Origin of the sequence: Kitasatospora sp. NPDC059747, assembly GCF_042732955.1 — a bacterium.
Classification (GTDB): Bacteria; Actinomycetota; Actinomycetes; order Streptomycetales; family Streptomycetaceae; genus Kitasatospora.
Map to the genome: position 1 here is coordinate 1 of NZ_JBHWGV010000077.1, position 11,695 is coordinate 11,695.

Below are 11,695 nucleotides of genomic sequence, written 5' to 3' on the forward strand. Positions count from 1 at the left end.
TTTTTTTATTGATCCGCCCACCCCCTATTTATACACTATATTTTTCGTGGGCTGCGTCTGTTGTTTAAACGAGACAGGTCGGCCACGTCGACTTCCTGCGCACCAGGTCGTGGCGAAATCGAGGTGCGGTGGGAGGCGGCGTTCGTCCACACTGCGCGTCATGGGGGTGGACGATGCAGTGTGGTCGCCGCGGCGGCGGGCGCTGGCGCATGTGGCCGGGCTGGCTCGGGGCGGGCCGCTCGATCCGCGGCTGCGGCTGACCATGAACTTCCATCCGGACCGGATCGCGGGTGGCGAGCCGGTCCTCGTCAGGATGGCGTCGGACGGGCGTTACCACTCGCAGTTCGTGACGGGCACCAGCAACGGCGGCCTGACGGCCCGGCCGGGTGGGGACCGGTGGCACTGGGAGAGCCGGATCTTCGCGGGGGCCTACGACGATGCGCCGCCGCAGGAGCGCCCCGTCTACGGCGCTCTGGACTTCCGGTGCGATCCGGCAGGCGGCGCGCCGCGGTTCGGGTCCTCGTACTTCAGGCTCTCCGCCGCCACCCTCGCCCGTGCCACATTCTGCTATCCGGACAGCTCCACGGACCCGTCCGCCTTCGGCGTCGCCTCGCGCTGCGCCCTCGTCGAGCTGGCCGAGGCGGACGGTCTCGATGCCGTGGACGGCCACATCGAGGCGCAGATCCACGGGCCGGTCCGGTTCGACCGGGACGTCGAGGCGCTGGTCCTCGATCCCAGCTATCGCGGCACGGCGGTGGAGCGCGCGGCGCGCAGGCTCCCGTGCCGGGTCAAGTGGCACCCCGGATTCCGGCTCTCCGTCGGGGAGTTGCGGCGCCACCCGGGCTACCGCGGGCAGGAGTACGTCGACCTGGGGGCCGAGATCGCGGTCGACGGCCGGCTCGATCCGAGGATCGTCGGCGATGCCGTCCGGAGTGGGCGCCATGACCCGCAGGACCTCAAGAAGGTCTGGCACTGCCTTGCCCGTTTCGGCCCGCCGCTCCGCGTCGAGTCGCAGGCGGGGAACCGCCGGGCCAGGTTTCGCTGTCCGTAGGGGAGACGGGACTGCGGCCGATAGCGCATGGTCAGAACCGTTGGCCGCACCCAGGATTGACGGCTTGGGAACGGGGGGAAGATGGCTCGGCGATTCATGCTGATCACGTCACTGCTGCTGTTCGCGATGGGCGTGTGGGCGGTGTTGCACACGCAGTGGACGCCTGCGGCTGCTGCCGCCGATCAGCCCGTCGCGGCGGTCACAACCCCCACGGCCACCACCTCCGTCGCGACTCCGGGCTCTCCCCAGCCGAGTGCGGCCTCCGCCACGCCCGCCGTGTGGACCCAGAGCAAGCTGCGCGACCACCTGGTGGCGGAGTTGAACGCCTCCGACCCCGCCCAGGCGCTCGCCGACCTGGCCAGGATCACCGACAGCCAGCCGTACGTCAGCCGGATCTGCCACCCGGTCGCCCACGACCTCGGGCACGCGGCCCTGCAGAAGTACGGCGACGACTTCGCCAAAGCCGCGTCCTTCCGCAACGACGTCTGCGGCTCGGGCTACCTGCACGGCATCGTCGAGGAGAAGCTCTCCCAGAGCCCCGACCCCGCCTCGGCCGTGACGAAGCTCTGCGCGCCCGACGAGTCGGCCTCGTGCATTCACGGCATCGGGCACGGCGCGATGTTCGTGTCGCGGCTGAAGCTGCCCGACGCCGAGCAGCTGTGCCGGAAGTTCTCGCAGACGTACCAGGTGGTGGCCTGCTCGGAGGGCGTGTTCATGCAGCTCTTCGAGCCGGACGAGACCGACCCGGCCGCCACCGCCCAGCTCCCCGCGGACAAGCTGGCCGCCGACCCGCTGTACCCCTGCCCCGAGCAGCCGGACGTCTTCCAGGGGGCCTGCTACTTCTACGCGCCGGTCTACTTCCTCCAGAAGCACGACTACGCCGACCACCCCGAGAGCTTCGCCGAGGCCCTGCGCTGGTGCCTCGCCGCACCCACGTCGGACGGCCGGCAGGCCTGCACCCGGGGGACCGGCTCCCGGCTGATGAAGTACAACATCGACCGCCCGGCGTGGGTCGGCGACCAGTGCGAGGCGGCCCCGGAGGCGTGGCAGCGGCCGCTGTGCGTCAGCGGCATGACGAGCTACTGGAACGTCAACTACCACGACAAGTCGGCCAAGGCCCGGTTGTGCCCGCAGCTGTCGCCCGCCGCTCGCAACGACTGCCGCTCCGCGGCGGCCGGCAGCGGCTCGGCGGACTGAACGCCATGGGAGGTTCGCTGACAGGAGGTGTCAGTGGAGCGGCCGTAGCCTGCGGCGCATGAGCCTGAACATCGTCGAATTCCGCCAGTACACCCTGCACCCCGGCACGCGCGAGACCCTGATCGAGCTGTTCGAGCGCGAGTTCGTGACCGGGCAGGAGGCCGTCGGCATCACCCTCGGCGGCCGGTTCCGCGACCTCGACGACCCGGACCGGTTCGTCTGGGTACGCGCGTTCCCCGACATGGCGCACCGCCGGCGCGCGCTGGAGGCGTTCTACACCGGCCCGGTCTGGCGGGCGCACCGCGACGCGGCCAACGCCACCATGATCGACAGCGACGACGTCCTGCTGCTGCGCGGCCCGGGCTTCGCCCCGGAGCGGGGCGCCCGCGAGGTGGTCGCAACGGTCTGCGAGCCGTCGGACGTGGCGGCCTTCGATGAGTACGCGGCCCGGCACCTGGGCCCGCACCACGCGCTGCACCGCACCGAGCACGCCGAGAACGACTACCCCGCCCTGCCCGTCCGCACCGGGCTCGACGTCCGGCTCTGGTTCGGCCTGGCCGAACCGGCACCCTGGCCGGTCCGGCGGCTGCGGCTGGAGCCAGTGGGGTGAATTGTCAGTGGGGTGAGGTGTAGTGGTGTCCTGTCCGATCCCTGTTGCGACCCGGAGGTGCCCATGGCTCGCTTGAACGTCCGCTCCGGCCTGGGGCCCGGTGATCCGGAGGTGCCGGTCGCCGTGCTGGTCATCGACTCCGACGGCACGCCAGGCGAGCGCGCGCTGAGCAGCTACAGCGCGTTCGGCCACGAGGGCGACCAGGTGTCCTACCTGCTGCAGACCGACGGCTGGGCCGAGCACTCGTACACGGGGGAGCGGCTGGCGGTCGACATCGCGCTCCACCCGGGCGGTCTGGAGCGGATGGGGATCGACCCGGCCGACTTCCCGGTCCGGTCGAGCTTCGATGCGAACTACGTCCTGGTCCTGCACGCCGAGACGACCGTCGATCCGGCGATGGCCGGCCAGGTCTGGGAAGGCACGGCGGTCTTCACCTCACCAGGAGAGGACTGGCCACTCGTCCTCGCACCGCCGCCGGAGGAGCCCTACGGGGACGAGGAGGAGGACGACGGCCCGGTGAAGGAGTAGGAGGAGCCTTCGAGAGCCGTCGTGCCGATCGCCTCGGGCAGCCGTTAAGTGGATGAAGGCCACGTGGCCGGTCCGAGGAGGCGCAGAGGCATGGGCTCGTCGTCGAACTGTCGCACGATCAGGAATCCAGCACCGCCCGGCGTCGACTCGCTCCGGTTCACGCCCCGGCGCGGCCTCGATGCCATCGCGGACCCGAGGCTCCGGGGCATGGCCGCCGAGGTGATCACCACGGGGGTCGTCGAGGAGATTCGTACCGAGTTCGGTGCCGTCACGCATTCCTACGATGGTGCCGGGGCCCGGGCCATCGCCATCGCCCTGGCCGCGGAGTTGGCCGCGTTCGACATCTCCTGTCCGGCGGGGGTGGTCCGTGACGTGACCCTCATGCGCGCCCTGATGCTGCCGGACCTCGATGACGAGGTCGCGCTGGCGGTGAGCCGCGTGTGGGTGTTCGCCGTCTACGTCGACGACGTCTGCGCGCGCGACCCTGCGGAGTTCGAGGCCGTTCTGCAGGCCGGGATGCTGCCGGAGCGGGTGTCGGTGTCGTCCAACGCACGGTACGTCCGGCACATGTTCGGCGAGCTGGGCCGCTTCTGCGACGCGACGTTCCTCGCCGTCTACAAGACCTTCTTCTACAACGCGATGACGGGCGTCCTGATGGAGGGCGAGTTCACGGCGGAGGCGTCGGACGGCATCGACACCGAGTTCGTCCGGGCTCGGTCGGGGTACTGCGAGATCTGGTCGGCCGCGCTCCAGTTCGCCGCCCCCTCCCTGGAGATCGGTGCCGACCGGCGCTTCTGGGCGGCGGCGCTGAGCCGGACCGTGGGCTTCCTCAACGACTTCAACGACCTGCTGTCCTTCTACAAGGAAGCGGTCGACGGGGACGACTTCCTGGCCAGCAGGATCTACCGGCACGCGATGACGCGCGGCGTCCCATATCTTGATGCGTTCCGCGACGTCCTCGTCGCGGCGAGGGCGACCCACCGGCGCCTGCGGGAACTGGCCAGTGCGGAGCAGTATCCGTACATCGAGCGTTTCATGACCGGCTTTGTCCACTGGCACTTCTGCGTGCCGCGCTACCGGTGGCAGGACGTCTACCCGACGCTTAACTGATCGTTTCAGAGCTGGTCGGGGCCGCCTCGGCAAATGGGTGGCGACTGCCCAGGCTGCTTCGTCAGAATGCGGTGGTGACCGTAAACCCGGGTTTTAACGCGATACTCGTGACGTTGGACCGAACTTTCTCAAGGCCCTACGCCGTCACGCCCAGAGGTACGGGGCATGAGTAGGGTCGATCCAGGCTGCTGCTGGTACTGCGGACGCCCCTCCACGAGCGTGCCAGGGCAGGTCGTCCGGGACGGACGGTTCTACTGGAGGGACAGCCGGATTTGCTACGACTGCTCGGACGAGGGCTTTGAGGGAATAGGGCCGGCATGGCTTCGGGATGCTGTCCTGCAGGCCACGGGAGGCGCTGTGATTAGCATTGTTGCCCAGGAACCCTCCCGGGTCCATGTCCTTCGTATCCTCCGACGGACCTACGGTGGGACGGTTGCCGAGACCGCCGGAATGCTGCGTGACCTACTGGGCCCAGGCCTGCGCGTCACGCCGACAGAGGCCGAATTCCTGACCGTCGAGTTCTCTGCTCTGGGGCTCCTCACGAGTCCCATACGTACCTGCTGATCGCTTCGGGGAGACCCCTGCGGAGTCTACGCAAGCAGATGATGCTGCAGGCGAGTTCGAGCAGCCAGACGTCCGGGATGGCGGTGGTGGCGAGGAGGTCGTTTCGGAAGCAGCGGGGCTATGCGTTCCCAGAGGCCGTCGGGAACAAGATCATCAGTCACCCGCCAGACCCTGCCCAGACGCGGCGTCAGAGGCCAGCCGACACTCCGATCTCATTCTGAAATGATCAGTAGGTCCGAGACGTAGGAAGTCGGGCCGGCCGACTTTCCACGCGGGGGTGATGAGGGCGTGAAATCCTCGGGAGCATGGCGGAATTGGGGGGACACCCCAGCGGCAGGGTGAGGCTGCTCGGGTTCTGGGCGATGCCTGGGGGAGACGGGATGCTGCCGGACCCCCGTGCTTCGTAGACGCCGGGTGGGACGAGTCGGAGCGGCTGTGGGTCGCGGATTATCTCGACCGGGGCCAGGTTGCCGGGGAGTGGATGGGGATCGAACGGGTGAAACACTCGAAGGTGACATGTCATGTCCCTGTGGTGCGGGAACTGTTCCGCGGGCGCACGGATCATGTCCAGGACGGTCTTGGACGCCTTGTGCTGCGCTCGGAGGAGCTGTTTCATGTCCATGATCCGCACCGCGCGGGGGCGGGTGTTCCCGTCCACCCTTGCTTCCCTTGTCTTCCTTGCCTCTCTTGCGACTGGCGCCGTTTTCCTCGGAGGTGCCGCTCCCGCTCACGCGACGCAGGCCAGTGCTACCGACGTGGCGTGCAAGAGCGGGAACCTCACCCTGAACATCGCCGAAGACGGCACCGTGAACGGCAGCGCCACCCTGACGAACTGCGCCTCGCCGATCAATCCGGGCATCACGTCCGCGACCGTCTCGATCAGCGGCCACGCCACCACGCTCCTCAACGGGGCGACCCTCGTCACCAGCACGGACATCACCACCTGGAACACCGGTCAGAGCACCACGGTCAACGAGACCCGCACCATCGTGGGCGGGACCAATGTCACGGAGGTGGGCGTGGGTGAATCGGTGGGCGGGCTGTTCCATCCGGCGACGGAGTCCGAGTCCGGGCGCGGCACGAGGAGCTCCATGCGAGCCCGGGAGAGCGAAATCATCTTCGTTCTCGAAGGCGTACTGGAAGTCGGCTGATCCGAAATTGCACACCGGATGACCGATATTGATCGTCAATTTGGCTTCCGGGAAAGAAAGTTAAACGGCTGCAACTCTCGGTCGTGCGTGTGCTACGTTCCGTGCCATCAAGAGAAAAACGTTGACCCCGGCGGTGCTACCAACACCCCGGGGTCTGGCACAGGAGCAGGACCTCCGATGCGTGTACATCGTAGCGCGCACACGCGCTCGTTCACCGTAATTCCCAACGCCGCACTGCAGAATCGTCGGCTCAGCTACACTGCGCGCGGTCTGCTCGCCGATCTCGTCTCCCGGCCCGACGGGTGGCGGGAGGACGGGCGGCGCATGGCCGACACCAGTCCGCAGGGGCGCTGTGCCGTGCAGAAGGCCCTCAAAGAGCTGACGGACGCCGGGTTCTACCGCGTCGAGGTGGTCCGGTTGCCGGACGGGACGTTGCGCAGTGAGGCGCACGTCTACGACACGCCGCAGGTGGCGCCGGGTGCCAAGGGTCCGGCGGCCGGTCGGCCGGTGGGCGGTCCCCGTGTCGTTCCTGAAGTAAAGGAACGTGAGCAAGAACCCACCCTCCCGGGCGACTCGGGCTCGGACTCGGACTCGGGCCCGGGCGCGGCGGCGCGGACGCTGCTCCAGGTGGTTCGGCCGGAGCCGCGGCTGCGGCTCGGGGAGCGGGAGGCGGCGGCGCTGGCGCCGCTCGTCGAGGAGTGGCTGGAGCGGGGGAGCAGTCCGGCCGATCTGGCGCAGGCGTTGCTGCCCGGGTTGCCGTCGCCCGTGCACTCGCCGGTGGGGGTGCTGCGCGATCGCCTGGTGCGGAAGATGCCGCCGGTTCACACGGTGGCGCCGAAGCGGTATGCGGAGTGCTGGGAATGCCGTGATCCCGTGCCACGGCCCGGGCGTTGCCGGGCTTGTGAGGGGGAGGGGAGAGCCGGCACGGCCGTCGATGCGCGGGGTGCCGAACGCGCCCGGACGGCCTTGCAGGCGGCCAAGACGTCGAGACGGCCGCCCGGTCGTTCGTGAACTCCCGGCCCGGCGTTCGCACTTTCGGATGAGGCCGGGCGGCAGGCCGTCCGGGCGGGTCGATCGTCCGCCGACAATCGGGGCACGTGCTGGTGCCGGCCGAGGGAGCGCGCGTGTCGAACGAGCAGGACCGGGACGAGGCGCCGGGTGCGGTGCTGCGCCGGATGCGGCGCGAGCGCGGGATGAGCCTGTCGGCGCTCGCGAGGCAGGCGCACTTCAGCAAGGGCTACCTGAGCCGCATCGAGACCGGCGAGCGCCCGATGTCGCTGGACGTCGCCCGTGCCTGCGACGCCGCGCTCGGGGGCGAAGGCGGTCTGGTTGCGCTGGTCTCCGAAGGAGCAGCCGACGCCTGCCCGTACCCCGGGCTCGCCGCGTTCCAGGCCGGCCAGGCCCGGTGGTTCTTCGGCCGTGAGCGCGCGAGCGCTCGGCTGGTCGCCTGCGTGGGCGAACGGATGGACGGCGGCGGCCCGTTGGCGGTGGTCGCCCCGTCGGGGACGGGCAAGTCCTCGCTGCTGCGGGCCGGGCTGGTCCCGGCGTTGGCGCGCGGGTGCCTGCCGGGGTCGGCAGGCTGGCGGGTCGAGGTGTGCACGCCGACGGCCCGGCCGAAGCAGGTGCTGGCCAGGCTCGATGCCGTTGCCGACGACAGCCGACGGGCCCTGATCGTCGTCGACCAGTTCGAGGAACTGTTCACGGAGTGTCAGGACGAGGACGAGCGGCGGGCGTTCGTCGCGGCGCTGTGTGCGTGGTCCGGGCCGGGGCCGCGTACCGTGCCCGTCGTGATCGGCGTGCGCGCGGACCTGTACGGGCGGTGCCTGGCCTACCCGGAGCTGCTCGCCGCGCTGGAGAACGGGCACCTGCCGCTCGGTCCGATGAACCGGGCGGAGCTCGTCCGGGCTGTCGAGGGGCCGGCCGCGGCGGAGGGGCTGGAGCTGGAAGTCGGCCTGGTCGACCTCCTGCTCTCCGACCTCGGGGCGGATCCCGTCGAGGCGGGCACTCTCCCCCTCCTCGCCCACGCGCGGCTCGCCCCCCGGCCGCAGCCCCCGGGGCGGGGGCACCCCAGGGGCGGGGCGCGCCCCCTCGCCCGGCCCCCCCAGGGCCGGGTGCTCACCGTGGCCGGTTACCGCCGCACCGGCGGCGTCCGTGAGGCGCTCGCCACGACGGCGGAGGCGGTGTACCTCCGCCAGCCCCAGGACGGCCGGGCCGCCGTCCACAGGATGATGATCCGACTCGTCCACGCCGGCGACGGCGTTCGCCAGGCCCGCCGTCGCGTCCCGCTCGAACGCCTGCTGTGGCACGAGCCCGCCGAGCGGCGCGACCACGCCCGCGCCGCCGTCGAGGCGCTCGGCCGGGCCCGCATGCTGACGCTCACCGGCGACGGCGTCGAGATCACCCACGAGGCCCTGCTCACCGCCTGGCCCCGCCTGCGCGAGTGGCTGGACGCCGACCGCGCGGGCCTGCGGGTGCACCGCCAGCTCGGCCAGGCGTGCGAGGCGTGGCAGGACGCCGGCCGCGACCCGTCCGCCCTCTACCAGGGCACCCGCCTCGCCCTGGCCCGGGAATGGGCCCGGGGCGACGGCGCGGGTGCGCTCAGCCCGCCGGAGCTCGCGTTCCTCGCCCGCTCGCAGGAGGCCGAGGAGGCGGCGCAGCGGGCGGCGCTGGCGAGGGCGCGCCGCCGGCGCCGGCTGACGGCGGCCCTCGCCGGGTGGCTGGCGCTCGCGCTGAGCGCCGGGGCGGTGGCGTGGGGGCAGCGCGGCCGGGCGGTGACGGCGGCCCGGCTGGCGCGCTCGGACGAGTACGCGGCGCAGGCGCAGGCGGTGGCGGCGACCGAGCCGGACGTCGCGATGCTGCTGGCCGCCGAGGCGTTCCGGGCGGCGGACACCCCGCGCAGCCGCAGTGCCCTGCTGAGCGCACAGGGGCAGTCGCTGGTGGGACAGTTCGGCGACGCGGGCGGGCGCGCCGTGAACGCCGCGGCCGTCTCGGCGGACGGCCGGACGGCGGCGACCTCGGGCAACGACGGCGTCCTGCGGCTGTGGGACCTCCAGCCGGACGGGTCCGCCTCCCGCGCCCGCTTCGCGCTGTCCGTGGGCCCGTCGTCGCTGCGCGCCGTCACGCTGTCCCAGGACGCGATGCTGGTCGCGACCGCCGGCGCGGACGGGATCACGCGGGTGTACGACACGAGCACGCCCGCCCCTGCGGTACGCCAATACGCGGCGCACGGTGGCTCGGTACGCGCCCTCGCGTATGCTCCGGCGGGCCGATTTCTCGCCGAGGGCGGCGACGACGGGACGGTGCGCCTCTACGACGACGCGGCGCCCGCCAGGCCGCCCGTCGTGATCGGCGAATCCGGACACGGCGGAGTGCTCGACCTCGCGTTTTCCCCGGACGGCCGCACGCTCGCCGTGGCCCGCGCGGACGGCGCGGTGCTGCTGTGGGACGTGGCCAAGGGCACCGCGGGTGAGCCCTGGCAGCTCGGCCCGGACCTCCGCGCCCTCGCCTTCAGCCCGGACGCGTCGCTGCTCGCGGTCGCCCGGCCGGACGGCGTGCGGATCTGGCACACCGACACCCGGGCGCCCGCCGCCGCGCCCCTGACCGGTCACACGGACGCGGTGCTCGCCGTCGCCTTCGCCCCGGACGGCCGCACCCTCGCCACCGGGGGCCGCGACAACGCCGTCCGCGTGTGGGACACCGCGACCGGGCAGCCGGTGGCGACGCTGTCCGGGCACAGCGGACCGGTGAACGCCGTGCGGTTCGTGTCGGACACCCTGCTGCTGACGGTCGGCGACGACGCCGTGAACCGCCTGTGGCGCCTGGGCGACCCGGTATTCGTCGCGCACCCGGCCGCCGCGGTGCTCTCTCTCGACGGAGTGTCAGGACCGACCGGTCCCCAGGTCGTCGCCGGTGCCGTCGACGGGACGCTCCACCTGTGGGACGTCGCCCGCCACACCGAGGTCACCTCCCGTCAGGCCCACACCGGCGCCGTCTGGGGCATCGTCCACAGCCCGGACGGCAGCCTGCTCGCCACCGCCGGGGCCGACCACGTCGTCCGCCTCTGGCACACCGCCGACCTCTCCCCGGCCGGCGAGCTCACCGGCCACACCGGGCCCGTCAAGGCGCTCGCCTTCAGCGCGGACGGCCGCCGCCTCGCCTCCGCCGGGAACGACGGCGTCGTGCGGCTGTGGGACGTCGCCACCAGGGAGCCGGCGGGCGAGCTGACCGGCCACGACGACGAGGTGTTCGGCCTCGCGTTCATCGGCGACGGCACGCTGCTCGCCTCCGCCGGCCAGGACGAGACCGTGCGCCTCTGGGACACCCGCACCGGCCGCGCGACCGTCCTGCACGACCACCACGACACCGTCTTCGGCGTCGCCGCCAGCCCGGACGGCACCCTCCTCGCCACCGCCGGGCGCGACGGCGAGGTGCACCTGCGGCCGGTCGCGGACCCGCAGCGCGTCACCGTCCTGCCCGGACACACCGGCCCGATCGTCAACGTCCGGTTCAGCCCCGACGGCACCCGGCTGGTCAGCGGCTCCCGCGACCGGACCGCCCGGGTGTGGCGGGTGCCGGGCGGAACCCTGGAGGCGGAGCTGCGCGGTCACGCGGCGGCCGTCCAGGACGGCGTGTTCACGGACGCCCGCACGCTCGTCACCGGCTCGCGGGACGGCACGCTGCGCCGGTGGGACCTCGACCCCGGGCGCGTCCTGGCCCGTGTCTGCGGGCTCGCCCCGAGGCCCGACCCCGCTCGCTGGCAGCGGCTGGTGCCCCAGGAGCCGGTGCCGGCGGCCTGTCACTGAGGGTGGCGTCGTCCCAGGTCGGAGGGTGTTGCCAGGTGCCTGGCGGCGCCGGCAACGGACAACCCGTTCAGCCGGTGGCCAGGAGGCCGAACACTCCTGGTGACGGCGGAGCGGCCGGAGCCCCGGCGCCCGCCGTACACCGAGAGGACCACAGCGATGACGCACCACCGTTCCCTGGCCACGGCGCTGGCCACGGCCGCCCTCACCCTCACCACCGCGCTGGGCGCCCCGCCCGTGACCGCCACCGCCCACCCCGCGTCGGCGGAGTCCGGCTGCTCGGCGGGCCACTTCTGCCTCTACACGGAGCAGAACCGCACGGGCGGGCTCCTCCAGCGGGCGAGCTACGACAACGACCTCAGGAACACCAAGGTCGGCTACAACGCGCTGTCCTGGTGGAACCACAGCGACTCCGCCTGGACGGTCTGGACCGATCCGCACTGCAGCGGGTACTCCGTGACGCTCCAGCCCGGCACGTGGGGCAACACGTCGGCGGACTGGTACAAGAACATCCGCTCGATCAACGCCGAGGGTTCCCTCACCAGGTGCCGAACCTCCCGCTGACACCGCTCCCCGAGCACCGCGCCGCCGCCCCCCCCCGGGGGGCGGGCGCGGGGGGCCCGCCCCCAGCCCGGGCCCCGAGTATAGACAAAACAACACCCCCCCGCGGCGCGGCGCGCCCCCC

Annotated in this window: 9 protein-coding genes and 1 pseudogene; 9 read left to right on the forward strand and 1 reads right to left on the reverse strand. The window is 72.0% G+C overall.

Annotated features, from left to right (window positions below):
- The first annotated feature begins 160 nt into the window (after positions 1-160).
- The 5 genes from ACFV4G_RS28690 (at position 161) to ACFV4G_RS28710 (ending at position 4,496) form a co-directional block, all read left to right on the forward strand.
- A complete protein-coding gene (locus tag ACFV4G_RS28690; RefSeq protein WP_380445012.1) occupies positions 161-1,051 on the forward strand; it encodes a DUF3626 domain-containing protein in 891 nt (296 codons plus the stop codon).
- A gap of 96 nt (positions 1,052-1,147) precedes the next feature.
- Entirely contained in the window at positions 1,148-2,248 is a 1,101-nt protein-coding gene (locus tag ACFV4G_RS28695; protein WP_380445013.1) for a hypothetical protein, read from the forward strand.
- A gap of 58 nt (positions 2,249-2,306) precedes the next feature.
- Complete coding sequence (locus tag ACFV4G_RS28700; RefSeq protein ID WP_380445014.1) at positions 2,307-2,858, forward strand: NIPSNAP family protein; 552 nt, start codon at positions 2,307-2,309, stop codon at positions 2,856-2,858.
- A 63-nt stretch (positions 2,859-2,921) separates the two neighbouring features.
- Positions 2,922-3,386, forward strand: coding sequence for a hypothetical protein (locus ACFV4G_RS28705; protein WP_380445015.1), 465 nt, complete (start codon positions 2,922-2,924; stop codon positions 3,384-3,386).
- 207 nt (positions 3,387-3,593) lie between these two features.
- Positions 3,594-4,496, forward strand: a complete 903-nt coding sequence (locus ACFV4G_RS28710) for a hypothetical protein (protein WP_380445016.1) — start codon at positions 3,594-3,596, stop codon at positions 4,494-4,496.
- A 632-nt stretch (positions 4,497-5,128) separates the two neighbouring features.
- Here the strand turns inward: ACFV4G_RS28710 and ACFV4G_RS28715 are convergent.
- Positions 5,129-5,221 (reverse strand): annotated as a pseudogene (locus ACFV4G_RS28715) (IS5/IS1182 family transposase); the annotation flags it as partial.
- A gap of 453 nt (positions 5,222-5,674) precedes the next feature.
- On the opposite strand from ACFV4G_RS28715, the gene ACFV4G_RS28720 reads away from it, so the two are divergent.
- The 4 genes from ACFV4G_RS28720 (at position 5,675) to ACFV4G_RS28735 (ending at position 11,574) form a co-directional block, all read left to right on the forward strand.
- Entirely contained in the window at positions 5,675-6,211 is a 537-nt protein-coding gene (locus ACFV4G_RS28720) for a hypothetical protein (RefSeq protein ID WP_380445017.1), read from the forward strand.
- Between the two features lie 324 nt (positions 6,212-6,535).
- Positions 6,536-7,222 (forward strand): hypothetical protein, encoded by a 687-nt coding sequence (locus ACFV4G_RS28725; RefSeq protein ID WP_380445018.1) that lies wholly within the window; start codon positions 6,536-6,538, stop codon positions 7,220-7,222.
- A gap of 113 nt (positions 7,223-7,335) precedes the next feature.
- A complete protein-coding gene (locus ACFV4G_RS28730; RefSeq protein WP_380445019.1) occupies positions 7,336-11,013 on the forward strand; it encodes a helix-turn-helix domain-containing protein in 3,678 nt (1,225 codons plus the stop codon).
- Positions 11,014-11,169: 156 nt separating this feature from the next.
- A complete protein-coding gene (locus ACFV4G_RS28735) occupies positions 11,170-11,574 on the forward strand; it encodes a peptidase inhibitor family I36 protein (protein WP_380445020.1) in 405 nt (134 codons plus the stop codon).
- Positions 11,575-11,695 lie beyond the last annotated feature (121 nt).